Below are 17,914 nucleotides of genomic sequence, written 5' to 3' on the forward strand. Positions count from 1 at the left end.
TATGTATACGATTTAGCGATGACGTGGCGACGGGACAAACCTATGAATCAGACTTATGGACTTGAAAGAGATACGTTTTTTCAACAAAAAGATGACGTTATTTATCACGCGTTATTGAATGCCATTGTTGAGCATCAGTTATTGCCGGGAACGAAATTACCGGAGGAGGCGCTGGCTGACGTTTTTGACGTTAGCCGTACCGGGATTCGAAAAGTATTACAGCGTCTTGCGACAGTGCAAATGATCACGTTAACGCCCAAACGTGGTGCACAGGTAGCCACGCCTACAGTAGACGACGCGCGAGAGATCTTTCAGACCCGCAGTCTGCTGGAGTGTTCCAACCTGCCACAGGTAGTGGCGCACTGCCAACCCACGCATCGGGCGGCGCTGGAAAAGCTGGTGCAGTCCGAACAACAGGCTCATCAGGCGCAGAATGGACCGGAAGCCATACGACTCTCCGCCGCATTTCACATTCAACTGCAAGCGGTCTCGGGCAATACTGTGCTGACGGGTTTGGTGTCGCAACTTACCCTCCGTTCGTCACTGGTGATTGCCGCCTATGGCGCACCCTGGCAGCAGGGCTGCCGCTGTCATGATCACCACACTTTGCTGGATCTGTTACAGCAAGGGGATGTTCCGGCGTTGTCGGCAGAGATGCAGCAGCATTTCAGCGATATCGTTGCCAGCTTACGTTTTGATCAAGATAGTGAAAATGTGCCGGATTTTGCCCGTCTGTTTGGCAAAGTCGGGGAGAAAAAGGCATGAATGGGCGTGTCATTCAAGTGATCAACCCCAATACCAGCTTGGCAATGACTGAAACCATCGGCGCGGCGGCACGGCGAGTGGCCGCAATAGGTACTGAAATTATCGCCGTCTGTCCTTCGCAGGGGGCACCTTCCATTGAGGGCCACTTTGATGAAGCCATTGCCGCCATCGGTGTGCTGGAACAAATCAAACAGGGGAAAACCCAGGGCGTTGATGGTCATGTTATTGCCTGTTTTGGTGATCCGGGATTGCTAGCTGCGCGGGAACTGGCCAGTGCCCCGGTGATAGGTATTGCAGAAGCGGCTATGCATATGGCAACGCTGGTGGCGACGCGTTTTTCCATTGTCACTACGCTGCCGCGCACGTTGATTATTGCCCGCCATTTATTACAGCGTTACGGTTTTGAGCACCATTGCGCGGCATTGCATGCCATCGATCTGCCAGTGCTGGCGCTGGAAGACGGCCAGGGCCTGGCGCAACAGAAGGTCAGGGAGCTTTGTATACAATCTATGCATAAAGATGGATCCGGAGCCATCGTGCTGGGCTGTGGCGGTATGGCGGATCTGGCCATGGAGTTGACGCAGGAACTGGGGATTCCGGTGATCGATGGCGTCAGTGCCGCCATCAAGTTGCTTGAGTCACTTGCGGCGCTGGGACTGACCACCAGCAAACGGGGTGATCTTGATTATCCGCTCGCTAAACCGCTGACGGGCATATTCAGCCAGTTACAGTAACGCAGCAAATAGAGGAATAGCGTAATGAAGACATCACCAACGTGGATGACTGAGGGATTTGATGACCATTATCCACGGGATTTAATCGGTTATGCCGGTAAGCCGCCTCATGCCAACTGGCCGGGACAGGCGCGGATTGCGGTGCAGTTCGTGCTGAACTACGAGGAAGGTGCGGAAAATAATGTGTTGCATGGTGATGCTGGGTCTGAACAGTTTCTTTCCGATATCATTGGCGCGGCCAGTTATCCGGCGCGGCATATGTCGATGGACTCGTTATATGAATATGGCCCCAGAGTCGGTTTCTGGCGTATTCATCAGGAGTTTCAGCGCCGTGGACTGCCACTCACCATTTTTGGCGTGGCAATGGCGCTGGTGCGTAATCCGGCAGTAGTCGAGGCGATCACATCTGCCGGTTACGATGTGGTAAGCCACGGTTGGCGCTGGATCCACTATCAGGATATGGATATTGACATCGAACGTCAGCATATGCGGCAGGCGGTGGAAGTGCTGACCGCGCTATTTGGCCAGCCGCCGCTAGGCTGGTACACCGGGCGCGACAGTCCCAATACCCGCCAACTGGTGGTCGAGCAGGGTGGTTTTCTGTATGACAGTGATTACTATGGCGATGATCTGCCGTTCTGGATGCCGGTGGCGCGAGCCGATGGCGAGACTCAACCGCACTTGATTGTGCCTTATACACTGGAAACCAACGATATGCGTTTTGCCTCGCCACAGGGCTTCAACAGTGGCGACCAGTTCTTTACCTATCTGAAAGACAGCTTTGATGTGTTGTATGCCGAAGGTGAAGACGCGCCAAAAATGCTATCGATTGGTATGCACTGCCGTCTGTTGGGACGACCGGGTCGCTTCCGGGCGTTGCAGCGTTTCCTTGATTACATCCAGCAGCATGATCGGGTGTGGATCTGTCGTCGTCAGGATATTGCCGAGCACTGGCGTGATCAGCATCCGTATCAGGGCTGATTGCAGGAATATCGGTGTCGCTTTCTTGGCTTCAGGCAATTAATGTCACCAATAGGTGGCACTAATTGGTTTTTTTGCATTTTATGATACTTATAGGCGTCGTTAATTCTGGTGGTATTTATGAAACCTATAGGTAACGTTAAATGACATTTTTATAGATAATGTAACCTACTGGTATCTTTAATCGCCTTTATGGTATTTTATGTGTTGTATATCACGCATAAAGAGGGTGTATGGAGCGACTCACTGTACAGGTGTTTATTGACAATGTGTGGCAGGATATAGCCGAGATCGTGTTTCCCAGCAGCGGGCAGAATAGCTATCGTCTGACACAACTGGACTACGATTCCAATTATGCCATTGAGCACTTGGGCTATGATGACCATCATGCCGTTTCTGTGAATCATCCAGTCCAGATTTACTTTGATGATGGCGGTCACCCAGGATGGATGTGTTTTCTGGATGACATTATCCCTGCCGGAGCCAGCCGGCGCTATTGGGTGCAGCATCTCGATATTTCGAGCCTGACCCCTGATCAGCAAGACTATGTCTTGTTGAGACATGGCACCATTGCGCCGGTAGGGAATCTGCGAATCAAGGAATCGCTTCCCGACCTTCCGGTGGAAGACGGACGCCGATACTTTGCTCTGGATGAGGTTAAAAACCGGGCCTCCGATTTTCTGGATTATGCGCAGCAGCGCGGCGCGGCCGCTGGAGGGGCAACCGGTGCGGGAGGCGAGGCGCCAAAGCTCCTGCTGCGTTGTAATGGCGACGATCAGGTATGGATCGATACTTGGCAGAACGAGATTGACTGTCGGGATCCCGCCTATCTGGTCAAATTCCCGCGTGGTCAGCGCCACGAAATTGACTGTGACATTCTTCGCGCCGAGTTTCATTATTATCATGAATTGACGGACATGGGATTCGATACCATCCCTGTAGCGGGCATGCGTCTGGAAGAAGGTCGCTATTACCCGTCACTCTGGTTACCCCGGTTTGATTTGGTGTATACCGATAACGGTATCGTGAAACGTTATGGTATGGAGTCGGTGTATTCTCTGCTGCGGGCTGGATCGGGAAGCTTACTGCGGCATGATCAGGTTATCCGGGCGTTGGTTAAACAAATTTCTTCCAGCCATACGGTCAGGGAGCAGGGCAAGCCTTTTGATATTCAGTCGTTTGTTGTTGAATGGGTTCGTCGTGATTTGCTGAATATTGTGTTCGGTAATAGTGACAACCATGGTCGAAATACCGCGTTTCTTAAAGATGAACTGGGGATTCGATTGGCACCGATTTACGATTTTGCGCCGATGAAAGCCGATCCTGAAGGAATCGCCAGAGCGACGAAATGGCCGGAGCCGCTGGAAAGTGGTGGCGAGTACCAGTTTGGACGGATAGCGGAATTATTGTCCGATATGGTGCCTGAACAACGACTGATGGAAAAACTGCGTGAGACAGCCGTGCAGTTAGTTGGTCTGAAAGCGCGCCTTCGCCAGCGTGGCGTACCGGAGCAGATACTGAACATGCCCTCGATTGGGTTTGATTATATTTCTGATAAGCTGGCGAGATGGGGATTGTTATGAGCGGCAATACCAATGATACGGATGCGATTTATAAAACCATTCAGCAGATAAAACGGCGTGCTCTGGAACAATCTTCGGCTTCGACTACGATGACGGATGATAACATTGCTCCCGGACAGAAAACGTTACCGGGGAGAGTCTCCGTAACCGGGAAAGTTCGTGCGTCAAAACACAGTAAACCGCTGAATGCCAGCGAAAGGAAATCCGAGATGCGCGCGGTCATTCGCAAGCTGATTTACGGTGAGCTATCGCAAGGACAGGCGCTTCAGGCGTTGCGCATTCAGGTGCTGGGGCTTAGGCAGGACGCTTATGCCGGCATGGTCAGAGTGTCCCGTAAAACCTTGTCTGAGATAGAGAACGACAAGGGAAATTACACCGCTGACATCATCAATAAAGTGTTTAAACCCTTTGGGCTTAAGGTTGGATTGATGCCAGTGTCTCCCAGCCTGTTAAAAGAAATTATCGCCACAATTGTTTGATAGCAGGGCGAGTGGATGCAAAAGGTGAGGTGTTGTGACGTGAACCTCGCCCTGTGTATTTTCCCGCTTATCCTTCTGTCACGCCATCACACTCACATGTGCCGCTACAATGCGCCAGCCTTGTTCGGTTCTGATCCAGGTCTGCATCTGACGGCCAATCTTCTCTGTGCCTGCCCGGCGGAACTCCGTGCTGGCGACGGCCATATCCTGACCATAGGTGGTGATTACCGTATTTTGTAATTGTCGGTCCAGCCCTGCTGATGGGCGTGTGGCGCGAAAATCGCGAATCTGTTCAATACCGTACAGATTCTCGGACGCGCCGTAACGTACGGTGCGAGCATCGTGCCAGAATAATTCATCCAGCACCTCAACATCATTGCCGGTGAGGGCTTTTTCATAGCGATAAAAGGCAGTAGTGACGTCCATCAGTACGTCGGGGAGATTGATGTCATTCAACTTCATGGTGATATTCCGTGTTTATGATAATTGAGCCGCTGGGGGCAATACTTGTGCAATACCTTGTTGTTCCAACTGCCATGCCGCCCGTAGTGCTATATCTTCCCGCCAGGGGGCGGCAATTAGCTGTACGCCGATGGGCAGACCGCACGTGGTCGCCAGCGGTACGGTGACAACAGGCAGACCGAGAAAGGATATCGGTTGTGTGAGCATGCCCATGCTGGCGCGGATAGGTAAATCCTCGTTGTTGATATGCATGGTTTCCTGACCGATTCGTGTTGCCGGACAGGGTGTGGCCGGGGCAATCAGTACATCGGTATGCTCAAACAGCGGCAGTACCTGCTGGCGGAAGTGATCGCGAAAACGCTGCGCTTGTACATACCAGACCGCCGGGATCATCGCGCCGGCCATCAGTCGCTCCCGTGACAGCGGTTCAAACAGGTCTGGTGTGGCGCGCAGCGCTGGAAGGTACTGATTACCGCCCTCGCTGGCGGAGAGGATAAACGCGGCGGTACGTGCCAGAGCAGCTTGCGCCAACGTCACTTCATCTGCGGCATTGAGCGCATGCGCCACCTGTTGTACCGCAGTTTTAGCGTGATCGTCACACCAGTCGGCAAAATAACCGCCCAGCACCTTGCAGCGCAGCGGTTGGTCTGCGGACAATTGTCCGTAGGTGTTCAGCGAGGATTGTGATGCCTGAAAACGATCCGCGGCATCCGCGCCTTGTAGTACATCAAACACCTGAGCCAGGTCTTCGGTACTGCGGGCCAACGGACCGATGTGGTCCAGACTGGCGACAAACGGTTGTGTACCGCTGCGGGAAAGCCGGCCGAACGTGGGCTTGAGGCCAAAGATACCGCACAGTGACGCCGGGACGCGGATGGAGCCATTGGTGTCGCTGCCGAGGGAAAAATTGACCAGCCCGGCTGCCACTGCCGCCGCCGAGCCGCCGGATGATCCTCCCGCGATGCGCGTCACATCATGCGGATTGTGGGTTGCACCGTAGTGGCTGTTTTCGGTGGTAAAACCGTAGGCGTAGGCATCCATATTGAGCAAGCCGGAAAGTAGCGCGCCCTGTCCGGCAAGTTGGCGCACGGCAAACGCATCTTGTGTGGCGGGCGGGCGTTGGCTGAACAGTTTGGCACCCGCCAGTGTGGTTTCACCCGCGACATCAAACAGGTTTTTCACTGCATAGGGCACGCCGGCTAACGGTGGCAATGGATCCCCGTAACGCCGTTGCTGGTCGAGACGATCGGCTTCGTCCAGTATGCGCTGGTAGGTAATGTGGGTGTAGGCGTTAAGCGTTGGATTATTGTATTCAATGTTCGCCAGTGTCTGTCGGGCAATTTCCTGAGCCGACAGCTCACCGCGGACCAGCAGTTCACGCAACTGGCGAATGGATAACTGACCGGGATGATTCATGGCTGATACACTCCGGCGACTTCCTGCCGACCATCAAGGGGATAGTCCATCAATGGCTGCGCCATCGCCGCGATACGGCTGAACTGGCGTTGTAATTCCTGGCGACGGGCGTCATCCAGCGTCAACGTCAGCAGTGTTTCCATCTGTTCCAGATAAGTACAAAGTGCCGCGTTATCAATATGTTGATTACTCATGATTCGGTTAGCCTCCTGAGGATGATGCGATTAAAAGCCGGCGGCACTGCCGTTGCTCCGGGGATCAAATGCGCCTTCCAGCATGCCGTTAACGTGACGCACAATGGCGCCAGCGTGACCAACGGTTTCACTGAAACCGGGGAGTAGTTCCACGTCATGTCCCAGTGTGCGTAGTGCGTCTACTGTCGCGGGAGTAAAGCGGTCTTCCAGCTTGAGGGTATCGGTGGATTGACCCCAGGTGCGGCCGAGCAGCCAGCGCGGGGCGGTAATTGTCTGTTGCAGTGGTAAACCCTGCACGACATGACGGATAAACAGCGCGGCCTGCGTTTGTGGCTGACCGTCGCCACCCATTGAACCGTAAACCATCGTACGGCCGTCTGACAGACGGGCGGCGGCGGGATTCAGGGTATGGAACGGTTGCTTGCCCGGTTCCAGCGCCAGCAGATGATGAGGATCAAGGCTGAAAGACGCGCCGCGGTTCTGCCATAACACGCCTGTTCCTGGCAGCACTATGCCACTGCCAAATTCGTGATAAATGCTCTGGATAAAAGACACCGCCAGTCCGTTACGATCGCAAACCCCCATCCATACCGTGTCGCCAGGACCTTTCCCCTCGCCCCACGGTGCGGCGGCACGGGTATTGACTCGCTGGCTCAGCGTATTGAGATGGTGGCTTTCCAGCAGACTTTGAATATCCTGAGTGATGTAGCGTGGATCGGTAATAAAACGGTCACGCAGACCGAATGCCAGCTTGGTGGCTTCTACAATACGGTGCACGGTCTGGCTGTCGCTTTGATCTGCTATTTCCAGACGGTCGGTAATACCGAGGATCGCCAGGGAAACCAGTCCTTGCGTCGGGGGCGCGAGGTTGAAAATTTCTCCCCGGCTGTGTGCTAACCGTAATGGCGTGGTACGGCGAGCGTGATAGCCGGCCAGATCATCAGCAGTGATAGGCATGCCCAGTTGTGCCATTTGCTGTGCCATACGGTGCGCCAGAGCACCATGGTAAAAACTGTCCAGCCCGTCTTCGGCCAGCTGGGTCAGGGTGTGAGCCAGATCGGGCTGAATGAAGCGGCTACCGGTGCGAGGGATCGTTCCCTCGGGTAGAAACATCTGACAAAACGCCGGGAAATCGTTGAGTTCATGATAACGACTGGTCAATGCGTCTTCCTGCGACTGGGTGACAGGAATTCCCTCACGGGCATAGTGAATAGCATCGGCCAGCAAGCGTGACAACGGCAGCGGCTTGCCGCCCATTTCAGCTGAACAGGACAATGCTTCCTGCCAACCGCCAATCGTCCCCGCCACGGTCAGTGCTGCTTTCGGGCCTCGGTGCGGAATATGTGTTTCACCGGCATACAGTGCCCGGTTAGCCAGTGAACCGGCGCTTCCGCTGGCATCAATGGCGATAGGCTCGCCTTCTGGCGGCACAATCAACCAGAAGCCGTCGCCACCCAGACTGTTCATATGTGGATATACCACCGCGATAGCCGCAGCGGCGGCCACCATTGCTTCAATGGCGTTACCACCTTCCCGCAGAATGGTTTGCGCGGTGGTGCTCGCCAGGTGATGTGGTGTTACCGCCATCCCCGATGGGGCAATATTACTTTGCATCATTTTTTCTAATCTCACGGAGCGTTGTGGTTGTAGGGTGTCCGGGGTAAAGCAAAACCCGTTCCATCTTTTTCCACTTGCCGTATACGCAACGCTTTATGATATGGTGCAACAAGATGATACGGCTGAAACGAAAGTTACAGAGGCAGGCATGAAGCAGATTGATGAGCGGTTGCGCAGTCAGTACAGTGAACTCTCCCCGCAGGAACAACGGGTGGCCGCGTTTATTTTTGATCATTTCGATGACCTTATTAGCTATAACAGCGCGGAGCTGGCGCGGTTGAGCGGTGTGTCGAAAGCGACCGTCAGCCGGTTATTCCGCCGTCTGGGGTATCCCAGCTACCGGGAGATGCGCGATGAACTGCGTACTTTGCGCCAGAGCGGTATGCCGTTAACGGATAACCGTGATGCGGTACAGGGCAATACATTGCTGGCACGCCATTACAAGCAGGAGATGGCGAACCTGACGCAATGGGTGAACCAGATTGATCCAGTGCCGTTTGGCACCGTGATTGCCGCATTACAGCAGGCACAGCGCGTTTGTATTATCGGGTTGCGTAACAGCTATCCGGTGGCGCTGCATCTACGCCAGCAACTGTTACAAATCCGCCCGCAGGTATTGTTACTTACCCAACCGGGACAAACGCTCTCTGAAGAGTTGGTGGACCTGAATGCGCAGGATGTGGTGATTGTTGTCGCGTTTCGGCGGCGTCCACGCTTAATTCAGCCATTACTCAAGCAGTTGCAGGATAACCGGGTGCCGGTATTACTGTTGTGCGAACCCCAGGCTCATACGTTGCAGCCCTTTGCCAACTGGACGTTGTGTGCACCGCTGGACAGTGTGTCAGCCTTTGACAGCTATGCCTCCGCCATGAGTCTGGCGAATTTGATCAGCAATGCATTACTGCACGACATGTTGCGTGATGGTCGCCAGCATATTCACCAGATCGCGGATCTTTACCAGCGACTGGATGAACTGGAACAGCGATAAGATCGCAGCAATGATGAGCCATTTTGGTGCAGTTGTTTCATTGTAGTGCAATTATTTCCCCGTTTTGTGCTCCGTTATTGTGCGTGTCTTAGCCGGTTTATCTCCCGCTGGTATCAGCGATATCGCCTGAAGATAGGTTATGTCAGACAGTTGATTCACTGAGTCTCTACATATGTCCATGTCCGTTAAAACATGATGTTATATCAATTTTTACTACTGTCTCATGGCTATTCCGCGTTTTGGCGGAGCGCACTGACGTTATACGCTTTCCCTCTGTTTTATATCTGGCACACATATTGCTTTTCATTGTAACGATAGTTTCAGTTATTTATTTTTGAGAACCTTTTGTTTCATACTAACGTAACCAGGGGCAAACGCGATGAGCATCAAAAAACGTTTTTTAGCAATAGTAGGCGCAGCACTGTTGATGGCCCAGGCAGGCAGCGTAATGGCTGACCAGTTAAAGGATATTGAACAACATGGCGTACTGCGTGTAGCAATACCGCAGGATTTCCCGCCGTTTGGCTCTGTGGGAACCGATTTGCAACCACAAGGCTACGATATTGATGTTGCCCGTTATCTGGCCAAAGAAATGAAACTAAAGTTGCAGCTGGTGCCGGTAAGCAGTGCTAATCGTATCCCGTATCTGCAAACCAATAAGGTAGATCTGGTGATCTCCAGTCTGGGTAAAAATGCCGAACGGGAAAAAGTCATTGATTTTAGCCGGGCTTATGCGCCGTTCTTCCTGGGTGTCTTCGGCCCGAAAACCGGCGATGTCAGTTCACCAGCCACTTTGCAGGGCAAGAGTATCGGTGTTACCCGCGGCGCAGTGGAAGACATGGTATTGAGTAATATCGCGCCCAAGACGGCGACGATTAAACGTTATGAAGACAATAACACCACATTGTCGGCCTATCTGTCCGGGCAGGTGGAATACGTGGCAACCGGTAATCTGGTTATCGCTGCGATTGCCGAGAAAAACCCCACCAAGGCTCCGGTAGCGAAATTCATGCTGAAAGACTCGCCTTGCTTTATCGGTATGAGAAAAGGGGAACCGGCGTTGAAAGCCAAAGTGAATAGCTTGATTGAGAAAGCGATAAAAGATCACACCCTGAACAGCCTGTCAGAAAAGTGGATGAAGGCACCGCTACCAGCCAATCTGGGCGCGTAAGGAGGAGCCATGACCTATCAGCTTAATTTTGCTGCGCTGTGGCCATACTGGCCGGAATTGCTGGCTGGACTGTGGGTCACGATTGAGCTGACGGCCATGGCAACCGTAGGTGGGATCGCCATCGGTATCTGTGGTGCGGCGTTACGCAGTGGCAAGCCCAATATTGCCAGCCGTCTGTGGGGCGTTTACGTCGAAGTGATCCGTAATACGCCGTTTGTGGTGCAACTGTTTTTTATCGTGTTCGGACTGCCGGGATTGGGGCTTAAGCTCAATGCCGGACAGGCCGCGCTGTTGGCGATGTTAATCAATCTGGGTGCTTACAGTACGGAAATTATCCGCGCAGGTATCCAGGTTACGCCGAAAGGTCAGTGGGAAGCGGCGCGGGTATTGGGTCTGAGCCGCACCCAGACCTTTCTGCGGGTGATTCTGCCGCCCGCTCTGCAACGTATTTATCCGGCGCTGGTCAGTCAGTGCATCATCGTCATGCTGGGTTCCTCGGTGGTGTCCCAGGTGTCTTACGAAGAGCTGACCTTCGCCGCTAGCTTGATTCAGTCTCGAACCTTTCTCAGTTTTGAAGTGTATTCGGTGACCACGCTTATCTATTTGGCGCTGTCGATACTGATGCGTCAGTTGCTGTTGCTGGTCGGGAGACGTTTTTTGAGGAGTCCGGCCTGATGGCGACATTTACTGACTGGGACATCGTGCGCAATCTGCTGTTGGCAGCACGCTGGACATTATTGTTATCGCTGACCGCTTTTTTTGGCGGTGTGCTGGTGACACTCCCACTGTTGTTGTTGCGTTTGACTAAACGTGTATGGCCGTTGCGTCTGATTCGACTGTATACCGAGCTGTTCCAGGGAACGCCGTTGCTGATGCAACTGTTTCTGGCTTTTTTCGGCCTGGGATTGTTTGGCATTAACGTTAGCCCGTGGGTGGCTGCGGCACTGGCGCTGACGCTGTTCACCAGCGCGTTTCTGGTGGATATCTGGTATGCCAGCGTGCAGGCGCTGCCGAAAGGGCAGTGGGAAGCTTCTCGCTGCCTGGGGCTGACCTTTTGGCAGACGCTGAGCCGGGTCGTGGCACCACAGGCGATGCGTATCGCCATTGCGCCGACAGTCGGCTTTTCGGTACAGGTCATCAAAGGAACAGCGCTGGCATCCATCATCGGTTTTGTCGAATTGACCAAAGCCGGAACCATGCTGAATAACGTGACTTATCAACCGTTTGAAGTATTTGGTCTGGTGGCGTTGGGATACTTCCTGATGTGTTACCCCTTGTCTTATTACAGCCATTATCTGGAGAGGAAATTCAATGCCGCTCATCACCATTAATCAGGTTCATAAATATTATGGTCAGAACCACGTGTTAAAAGGTGTGGATCTGGATATCGACATAGGGGAGGTCGTTTTCATCATCGGTCGCAGCGGCTCAGGAAAAAGCACATTACTGCGTTGCATCAACGGGTTGGAAGGCTATCAGGAAGGCAGTATCAAACTGGGTGGAATGACCATCACGGATCGGGAGTCCCAGGCGCGAGACATCAGCCGTTCGGTTGGCATGATCTTCCAGAATTTTAATCTGTTCCCACATATGAGCGCGCTGGAAAACGTCATGCTGGCACCGCGTCTGGTGTTGGGTAAAAACGCGGCAGAATGCCGCGAGCTGGGCGCACAGATGTTGAATAAAGTTGGTCTGGGCGACCGGATGGATTATTACCCCGGCAACCTCTCCGGCGGTCAGCAGCAGCGGGTGGCGATTGCCCGGGCGTTGGCAATGAATCCGAAAGTGTTGTTGTGCGATGAGATTACCTCGGCGCTGGACCCGGAACTGGTGGGGGAAGTGCTGAAAGTGCTGGAGCAACTGGCTGCCGAAGGCATGACGCTGATTCTGGTCACGCATGAGATGAACTTTGCTCGTGAAATAGGCGACCGGGTGGTGTTTATGCATCAGGGCACAGTATGGGAACAGGGTAAGGGACATGAATTGTTTGCCCGCCCACAAACTGCCGAGCTTAAACAGTTTATCGCTTCCGTTCGGGGACTGAAGGAGGCCTGACACCATCGTCATTCCCGAAAGGCGAAGAACTAACCGCAAGTTGAGTACCGTGTTTGGGATGGATACCTGCCTCACGCAGGAGTGACGGAAATAGGTCATCCGACATGGCTGTTTCAATGAATTAAACGACATCAGGAGTTAATCACAATGAGTAATGACCTGTTTGCGCAGATCAATCCGCCACACCGTTTGCTGATGGGGCCGGGGCCAATCAATGCCGATCCGCGTGTGTTGCGGGCGATGGCCAGTCAGTTGGTGGGGCAGTACGATCCGGCGATGACAGAATACATGAATCAGGTCATGGTGCTGTATCGCCAACTGTTCCGTACCGAAAACCGTTGGACCATGCTGGTGGACGGGACTTCTCGTTCGGGGATTGAAGCGGTTCTGATTTCAGCCATCCGACCGGGTGATCGGGTGCTGGTACCGGTCTTTGGCCGATTTGGTCATCTGCTGTGTGAGATTGCTCGTCGTTGCCGCGCCGAGGTGCATACCATTGAGGCGGCGTGGGGTGACGTGTTTACGCCAGATCAGATTGAAGATGCGATTAAACGGGTGAAACCACGCCTGCTGCTGACGGTTCAGGGTGATACCTCCACGACGATGCTGCAACCGCTGATGGAATTGGGTGCGATCTGCCGTCGCCACGATGTTCTGTTCTATACCGATGCCACGGCGTCGTTCGGCGGTAACCCGCTGGAAACCGACGCCTGGGGATTGGATGCCGTTTCCGCCGGATTGCAGAAGTGTCTGGGTGGACCGTCCGGCAGTGCGCCGGTCACCCTTAGTTCGCGGATGGAAGCAGTGATCCGCCAGCGTAAATGCGTCGAACAGGGGATCCGTACCGCATCGCATCAGGATGGTGAGGATGAGATGATCTATTCCAACTATTTTGACCTCGGCATGATCATGGATTATTGGGGGCCGGAGCGTCTCAATCACCATACCGAAGCCACCAGCATGCTGTTCGCGGCCCGTGAATGCGCCCGCGTTATTCTGGAAGAGGGCTTGCAGGCGTGTATCGATCGCCATGAATTACAGGGTAATGCGCTGCTGGCGGGTATTCAGGGCATGGGGTTGGCACCTTATGGCGATATTCGCCACAAAATGAGTAACGTACTCGGCGTGGTGATCCCCGCTGGCATTCATGGTGAGCAGGTGCGCAAGCTGCTGCTAGAGGATTTCGCCATTGAGATCGGCACGTCATTTGGGCCGTTACAGGGTAAGATTTGGCGCATCGGTACTATGGGTTACAACGCCCGCAAGGATTGTGTGATGCAGACGTTGACCGCGCTGGAAGCGGTATTGAACCGGCTGGGTTTCAGCACGGTTCAGGGCGCGGCGTTGCAGGCCGCCTGGGATGTCTACGCCGGCCACGAGGACCGCGCATGAGTGCGGTACTGATGACGGTTACCGACGCTCAGGTTGCCGCGCAGCAGGTGATGTCCCGCTGTGATTCGCTGGCGGAAATCAGCGAAACCGCCGGGCAACTGACCCGGGTCTACCTGTCGCCGGAGCATCTGCGCGCTAATCAGCAAGTGGGCGAGTGGATGCGTGATGCAGGTATGCGGGTCTGGCAGGACAGCGTAGGCAATATCTGCGGCCGTTATGAAGGCGTCGTGCCCGGTGCCCCTGCATTGTTGCTGGGATCACATCTGGATACCGTGCGCAATGCTGGACGCTACGACGGTATGCTCGGTGTGCTGACGGCCATTGAAACCGTGCGCTATTTGTACCAACGTGAGATCCGGTTGCCGGTGGCGCTGGAAATTGTCGGGTTTGGTGATGAAGAAGGTACGCGTTTCGGTATCACACTGCTCGGCAGTCGAGGGGTGACCGGAACCTGGCCGGATGGCTGGCTGTCGCGTCCGGACGCGGAAGGTATTACGGTGGCGCAGGCACTACAGTCATCAGGGCTGGATGCTGACGCTATCGCGCAGGCGGCGCGTCCGGCGAGAGACATCATTGCCTATCTGGAGTTGCATATTGAACAGGGCCCATGTCTGGAACAGGCCGGGCTGGCATTGGGCGTCGTGACCGCGATTAATGGTGCCCGACGGTTAAACTGTACGTTTATCGGACAAGCAGGGCATGCGGGAACGGTGCCGATGTCGCAGCGTCAGGACGCTCTGGCCGCCGCCGCCGTCTGGATGGCAGAGGCTGAGCAGATCACCAAAGCCAGTGATCCTTATCTGGTGGCGACCTTTGGTACGCTGCAATGTCTGCCGGGAGCGGCCAATGTGATCCCTGGTGAAGTGCGGCTGACACTGGACATTCGTGGCCCGGAAGATAACGCGCTGGATGCGCTGTTACAGCGGTTGTTGATACTGGCCCATGATATCGCCCATCTGCGCGGCTGTGATTTTACCTCAGACGAGTATTACCGCATCGCGGCCACAGGTTGTGACGCACAATTACAACAGCGTTTATCTGCGGCGGTGGAGCAAGTACAGGGTACGACTCTGCTGTTGCCGAGTGGCGCCGGGCATGATGCCATTGCGATTGCCGAACGTTGGCCGGTGGGGATGCTGTTTGTGCGCTGTCGGGGTGGGATCAGCCATCATCCAGATGAATCCGTCATGATGGAGGATGTGGCGCTGGCGCTACAGGCGTTGCTGCAAACGGTACTCAGTTATCGATAAATGAATATTGTGGTTGATGCGATGAAAAGCGTGCTTTTCATCGCGATTTTTACGATGCAATCTGGTGTGTTTACAAACTGAACTTGTCGGCATCGCGCCAGGCTGGGAAGGTTTCGCGGTAGCTTTGAAGTGCCTCCAGCGACAGCTCGGCGTCAATACGGGCGGGCTGATTTTCCGGTGCGGAAGCCAGTATATTGCCTAATGCATCGATGACCAGACTATCGCCCTGATAATTGTGACCATTTTCATCGCTGCCGACACGATTACAACCGGCAATATAAGCCTGATTCTCAATTGCCCGCGCTGCCAGCAGTGTTTTCCAATGGGATGCGCGTGGCGCTGGCCAGTTGGCCACATACAGCGCCAGATCATAATCCTGATGGTTGCGCGACCAGACCGGAAAGCGCAGGTCATAGCAAATCAGCGGCATGATGCGCCAGCCGCGCCATTCAATAATTTCCCGATCCCGACCGGCATGATAATACTGATCTTCGTTCGCCATACGGAACAGATGGCGTTTATCGTACTGATAGACCTTGCCATTCGGGTCAGCCAGCAAAAAACGGTTCACCGCACCCTTTATCGTATTCACCGCCACACTGCCGCCGATCATGGCGTTATTGTGTTGTGCCCACTGTAGTAGCCAGCTTTCTACCGCTGTCTGTTCCAGACTGCTTTCCGCCGCTTCCATCGCGAAACCGGTGGTAAACATCTCCGGGAGAATGATCAGATCGCGTCCGGTAATCTCTCCTAGCAGCGTGTCAAAATGGTGCAGGTTGGCGGCACCGTCCATCCAGGCCAGGGGCTGTTGTAATAGTGTAATTTTTAAAGTTGACATAAGCGCTCCGCGGCAATATCCAATGTCATTTCCTGTTTAGCAAAGCATAGCCTAATCAACGTGTGAGGGAACGATTCGGCACAGAATACCGACAGTGGAATGGCGGCTACGCCAACATGTTCGGTTAGCCAACGGCAGAAGCTGACATCGTCCTGATAGGAAATAGCGCGATAGTCTGCCAGCAGGAAATAGGTGCCTTCACAAGGCAAAACGTCAAAACGACTGGCCGCAAGCGCGTTGATAAAATGGTCGCGACGATCACGGTAGAAATCCGACAGACTGCGCCAGTGCTGAGGTTGTTGTTGCAGCATGTCGGCAATCGCCAACTGTGCCGGCGTATTGACGGAGAACGTCAGGTACTGGTGAACCTTGCGCACTTCGGCGCTCAGCGCCGCAGGCGCGACACAATAACCGACTTTCCAGCCTGTCATGTGAAAGGTTTTACCGAATGAGGAAACCGCAATCGCCCGCTGACGCAGCTGTGGGTGTGCCAGTACGCTGGCGTGTCCTTCACGGGCAAAACAGATGTGTTCATAGACTTCATCACTCAATACGTAGATTTCCCGCGTGGCAATGGCCTGCCATAGTTGCTGGAAATCATCCCGCTGCCACACCGTGGCGGAGGGATTATGCGGCGTATTGAGGATGACCATTCGGGTACGATCACTTAACAACTGTGCAAACTGCATCCAGTCCACCTTGAACGTGGGGGGCTGCAAAGCCAGACGTTTTAGCACGCCGCCAGCCAGTGTTACGGCTGGCGCATAACTGTCGTAGCTGGGATCAAAGCAAATCACTTCATCACCCGGACGTACCAGCGCACTAATGGCCGCGAACAGCGCTTCTGTCGCGCCTGCCGTCACCGTGACTTCGTGGTCGGCATCCGGTTGCCAGCCATACAATGCGGCGGTTTTTTCCGCAATGGCCTGGCGTAATGGGGCAACACCGGTCATTGGCGCGTACTGATTGGCTCCCTGACTGACATGGTGGGCCAGACGCTGTTTCAGATAATCCGGACCATCAAAATCCGGGAATCCCTGTGACAGGTTAATCGCCTGATGTTGCTGCGCCAGGGCGCTCATCTGGGTAAAAATCGTCGTGCCAAGGGAGGGTAGTTTACTTTCGGGAATTAATGCGGCGCTCATGGCTGAAAAGGACTCCTGCAAACCGGATGCTTGTCACTCAAGTTTGTTATCGTTGTCACTATAGCACGATGCCGGCATTTGGCAATCAAGACGTTTGGACGTTTAAATGGCTAAATTCCATGGTCAACCAAGCCATAACCAAAGACGCTAAACAGACCAGGGATCTGCGGATAAGGCATTGGCAAACCCAGCGACACAAGATCCGTTATGAATGTTAATCAGCAGCTTATTGAATGGGCGGCAGCTTGTCACTGGATCGGACAGAAAGGCGAATGCAGTCAGTCTGATTCGGCGAGACTGGCGCGGGCGCGCCAGAGCGAGTCGTCATCTATTTCTTGCCTTTATCCAGCATGGCTTTCAGATCGGCGAACGGGTTATGGGTAGCGACGCCAATGTCTTTCTGAGGATCATCACCAGCAATAACCGTCGAACCATACAGGTGCGCATCAGTATATTTGGAATGTTCATTATCGTGGCAATACAGACAGAGCAACTCCCAGTTACTGCCATCTTCCGGGTTATTGCTGTGATCGTGATCGATATGGTGCACGGTTAATTCACGCAGATTGGAGTAAACAAACTCACGTGAGCAGCGCCCGCATACCCACGGGAACAGCTTCAGCGCTTTTTCACGGTAGCCGCTTTCCAGCTTTGTATAATTCTTGGGGATATAGGCCATAAGAGTATCGTCATAAAAAACCAGAATAGCGCTATCTTAGCGCTTTTTCTGTGGATGAAAAATGGAAATACCATTCATCGCAGGTGAAGCAAGGCAAAGAGGGATTGCCCCCTCACTGGCGACGGTGATAAACGCATCAGAATACAACGGTTATTCTGATCATGT

Annotated in this window: 19 protein-coding genes; 12 read left to right on the plus strand and 7 right to left on the minus strand. The window is 53.9% G+C overall.

Annotated elements, in window-relative coordinates:
- Positions 1–42 precede the first annotated feature (42 nt).
- The 5 genes from CWC46_RS07525 (at position 43) to CWC46_RS07545 (ending at position 4,542) form a co-directional block, all read left to right on the plus strand.
- Positions 43–765 (plus strand): GntR family transcriptional regulator, encoded by a 723-nt coding sequence (locus CWC46_RS07525; protein WP_021017483.1) that lies wholly within the window; start codon positions 43–45, stop codon positions 763–765.
- A complete protein-coding gene (gene hpxA, locus CWC46_RS07530) occupies positions 762–1,499 on the plus strand; it encodes an allantoin racemase (protein WP_021017482.1) in 738 nt (245 codons plus the stop codon). The genes CWC46_RS07525 and hpxA overlap by 4 nt, the downstream gene beginning before the upstream one ends.
- 24 nt (positions 1,500–1,523) lie before the next feature.
- Positions 1,524–2,480 (plus strand): allantoinase PuuE, encoded by a 957-nt coding sequence (gene puuE / locus CWC46_RS07535; protein WP_021017481.1) that lies wholly within the window; start codon positions 1,524–1,526, stop codon positions 2,478–2,480.
- A gap of 233 nt (positions 2,481–2,713) precedes the next feature.
- Positions 2,714–4,063 carry a type II toxin-antitoxin system HipA family toxin gene (locus CWC46_RS07540; RefSeq protein WP_021017480.1) on the plus strand — a complete coding sequence of 450 codons (1,350 nt, stop codon included), beginning with the start codon at positions 2,714–2,716 and terminating at the stop codon, positions 4,061–4,063.
- On the plus strand, positions 4,060–4,542 hold the full coding sequence (locus CWC46_RS07545; RefSeq protein WP_021017479.1) for a helix-turn-helix transcriptional regulator: 483 nt from the start codon (positions 4,060–4,062) through the stop codon (positions 4,540–4,542). Before CWC46_RS07540 ends, CWC46_RS07545 begins: the two co-directional genes overlap by 4 nt.
- Positions 4,543–4,620: 78 nt before the next feature.
- On the opposite strand, the gene hpxZ is transcribed toward CWC46_RS07545, so the two are convergent.
- The 4 genes from hpxZ to CWC46_RS07565 are packed head-to-tail and all read right to left on the minus strand — an operon-like array spanning position 4,621 to position 8,231.
- Positions 4,621–5,004, minus strand: a complete 384-nt coding sequence (gene hpxZ, locus CWC46_RS07550) for an oxalurate catabolism protein HpxZ (RefSeq protein WP_021017478.1) — start codon at positions 5,002–5,004, stop codon at positions 4,621–4,623.
- 15 nt (positions 5,005–5,019) lie between these two features.
- Complete coding sequence (locus CWC46_RS07555; protein WP_021017477.1) at positions 5,020–6,420, minus strand: AtzE family amidohydrolase; 1,401 nt, start codon at positions 6,418–6,420, stop codon at positions 5,020–5,022.
- A complete protein-coding gene (hpxX, locus tag CWC46_RS07560) occupies positions 6,417–6,614 on the minus strand; it encodes an oxalurate catabolism protein HpxX (protein WP_021017476.1) in 198 nt (65 codons plus the stop codon). Before hpxX ends, CWC46_RS07555 begins: the two co-directional genes overlap by 4 nt.
- 30 nt (positions 6,615–6,644) lie before the next feature.
- Entirely contained in the window at positions 6,645–8,231 is a 1,587-nt protein-coding gene (locus CWC46_RS07565) for a gamma-glutamyltransferase family protein (RefSeq protein WP_021017475.1), read from the minus strand.
- Between the two features lie 148 nt (positions 8,232–8,379).
- On the opposite strand from CWC46_RS07565, the gene CWC46_RS07570 reads away from it, so the two are divergent.
- The 7 genes from CWC46_RS07570 (at position 8,380) to hpxK (ending at position 15,087) form a co-directional block, all read left to right on the plus strand.
- Positions 8,380–9,219 carry a MurR/RpiR family transcriptional regulator gene (locus CWC46_RS07570; RefSeq protein ID WP_021017474.1) on the plus strand — a complete coding sequence of 280 codons (840 nt, stop codon included), beginning with the start codon at positions 8,380–8,382 and terminating at the stop codon, positions 9,217–9,219.
- 379 nt (positions 9,220–9,598) lie between these two features.
- On the plus strand, positions 9,599–10,390 hold the full coding sequence (locus CWC46_RS07575; protein WP_021017473.1) for a transporter substrate-binding domain-containing protein: 792 nt from the start codon (positions 9,599–9,601) through the stop codon (positions 10,388–10,390).
- 9 nt (positions 10,391–10,399) lie between these two features.
- On the plus strand, positions 10,400–11,065 hold the full coding sequence (locus tag CWC46_RS07580; RefSeq protein ID WP_021017472.1) for an amino acid ABC transporter permease: 666 nt from the start codon (positions 10,400–10,402) through the stop codon (positions 11,063–11,065).
- On the plus strand, positions 11,065–11,721 hold the full coding sequence (locus CWC46_RS07585; RefSeq protein WP_021017471.1) for an amino acid ABC transporter permease: 657 nt from the start codon (positions 11,065–11,067) through the stop codon (positions 11,719–11,721). The genes CWC46_RS07580 and CWC46_RS07585 overlap by 1 nt, the downstream gene beginning before the upstream one ends.
- On the plus strand, positions 11,702–12,445 hold the full coding sequence (locus CWC46_RS07590; RefSeq protein WP_021017470.1) for an amino acid ABC transporter ATP-binding protein: 744 nt from the start codon (positions 11,702–11,704) through the stop codon (positions 12,443–12,445). Before CWC46_RS07585 ends, CWC46_RS07590 begins: the two co-directional genes overlap by 20 nt.
- Before the next feature lie 147 nt (positions 12,446–12,592).
- Positions 12,593–13,837: a pyridoxal-phosphate-dependent aminotransferase family protein gene (locus CWC46_RS07595; protein WP_021017469.1), complete on the plus strand. Its 1,245-nt coding sequence runs from the start codon at positions 12,593–12,595 to the stop codon at positions 13,835–13,837.
- Positions 13,834–15,087 carry an allantoate amidohydrolase gene (hpxK, locus tag CWC46_RS07600; RefSeq protein ID WP_021017468.1) on the plus strand — a complete coding sequence of 418 codons (1,254 nt, stop codon included), beginning with the start codon at positions 13,834–13,836 and terminating at the stop codon, positions 15,085–15,087. The genes CWC46_RS07595 and hpxK overlap by 4 nt, the downstream gene beginning before the upstream one ends.
- Positions 15,088–15,157: 70 nt before the next feature.
- Here hpxK and CWC46_RS07605 read toward each other — a convergent pair whose 3' ends face one another.
- From CWC46_RS07605 to yajD, 3 genes are all read right to left on the minus strand, one after another.
- Positions 15,158–15,925: an amidohydrolase gene (locus CWC46_RS07605; RefSeq protein WP_021017467.1), complete on the minus strand. Its 768-nt coding sequence runs from the start codon at positions 15,923–15,925 to the stop codon at positions 15,158–15,160.
- Complete coding sequence (locus CWC46_RS07610) at positions 15,913–17,070, minus strand: pyridoxal phosphate-dependent aminotransferase (RefSeq protein WP_021017466.1); 1,158 nt, start codon at positions 17,068–17,070, stop codon at positions 15,913–15,915. Before CWC46_RS07610 ends, CWC46_RS07605 begins: the two co-directional genes overlap by 13 nt.
- A 328-nt stretch (positions 17,071–17,398) precedes the next feature.
- On the minus strand, positions 17,399–17,749 hold the full coding sequence (gene yajD / locus CWC46_RS07615; protein ID WP_021017465.1) for an HNH nuclease YajD: 351 nt from the start codon (positions 17,747–17,749) through the stop codon (positions 17,399–17,401).
- Between the last annotated feature and the right edge of the window lie 165 nt (positions 17,750–17,914).

Origin of the sequence: Prodigiosinella confusarubida, from assembly GCF_002847015.1 — a bacterium.
In the GTDB taxonomy this organism is placed as follows: domain Bacteria; phylum Pseudomonadota; class Gammaproteobacteria; order Enterobacterales; family Enterobacteriaceae; genus Prodigiosinella; species Prodigiosinella aquatilis.

What these genes read in the sequence shown, in the direction of transcription:
- CWC46_RS07525 (WP_021017483.1), top strand. Translation starts at nt 43, where the DNA reads ATGAATCAGACTTATGGACTTGAAAGAGATACGTTTTTTCAACAAAAA.
- hpxA (WP_021017482.1), top strand. Translation starts at nt 762, where the DNA reads ATGAATGGGCGTGTCATTCAAGTGATCAACCCCAATACCAGCTTGGCA.
- puuE (WP_021017481.1), top strand. Translation starts at nt 1,524, where the DNA reads ATGAAGACATCACCAACGTGGATGACTGAGGGATTTGATGACCATTAT.
- CWC46_RS07540 (WP_021017480.1), top strand. Translation starts at nt 2,714, where the DNA reads ATGGAGCGACTCACTGTACAGGTGTTTATTGACAATGTGTGGCAGGAT.
- CWC46_RS07545 (WP_021017479.1), top strand. Translation starts at nt 4,060, where the DNA reads ATGAGCGGCAATACCAATGATACGGATGCGATTTATAAAACCATTCAG.
- hpxZ (WP_021017478.1), bottom strand. Translation starts at nt 5,004, where the DNA reads ATGAAGTTGAATGACATCAATCTCCCCGACGTACTGATGGACGTCACT.
- CWC46_RS07555 (WP_021017477.1), bottom strand. Translation starts at nt 6,420, where the DNA reads ATGAATCATCCCGGTCAGTTATCCATTCGCCAGTTGCGTGAACTGCTG.
- hpxX (WP_021017476.1), bottom strand. Translation starts at nt 6,614, where the DNA reads ATGAGTAATCAACATATTGATAACGCGGCACTTTGTACTTATCTGGAA.
- CWC46_RS07565 (WP_021017475.1), bottom strand. Translation starts at nt 8,231, where the DNA reads ATGATGCAAAGTAATATTGCCCCATCGGGGATGGCGGTAACACCACAT.
- CWC46_RS07570 (WP_021017474.1), top strand. Translation starts at nt 8,380, where the DNA reads ATGAAGCAGATTGATGAGCGGTTGCGCAGTCAGTACAGTGAACTCTCC.
- CWC46_RS07575 (WP_021017473.1), top strand. Translation starts at nt 9,599, where the DNA reads ATGAGCATCAAAAAACGTTTTTTAGCAATAGTAGGCGCAGCACTGTTG.
- CWC46_RS07580 (WP_021017472.1), top strand. Translation starts at nt 10,400, where the DNA reads ATGACCTATCAGCTTAATTTTGCTGCGCTGTGGCCATACTGGCCGGAA.
- CWC46_RS07585 (WP_021017471.1), top strand. Translation starts at nt 11,065, where the DNA reads ATGGCGACATTTACTGACTGGGACATCGTGCGCAATCTGCTGTTGGCA.
- CWC46_RS07590 (WP_021017470.1), top strand. Translation starts at nt 11,702, where the DNA reads ATGCCGCTCATCACCATTAATCAGGTTCATAAATATTATGGTCAGAAC.
- CWC46_RS07595 (WP_021017469.1), top strand. Translation starts at nt 12,593, where the DNA reads ATGAGTAATGACCTGTTTGCGCAGATCAATCCGCCACACCGTTTGCTG.
- hpxK (WP_021017468.1), top strand. Translation starts at nt 13,834, where the DNA reads ATGAGTGCGGTACTGATGACGGTTACCGACGCTCAGGTTGCCGCGCAG.
- CWC46_RS07605 (WP_021017467.1), bottom strand. Translation starts at nt 15,925, where the DNA reads ATGTCAACTTTAAAAATTACACTATTACAACAGCCCCTGGCCTGGATG.
- CWC46_RS07610 (WP_021017466.1), bottom strand. Translation starts at nt 17,070, where the DNA reads ATGAGCGCCGCATTAATTCCCGAAAGTAAACTACCCTCCCTTGGCACG.
- yajD (WP_021017465.1), bottom strand. Translation starts at nt 17,749, where the DNA reads ATGGCCTATATCCCCAAGAATTATACAAAGCTGGAAAGCGGCTACCGT.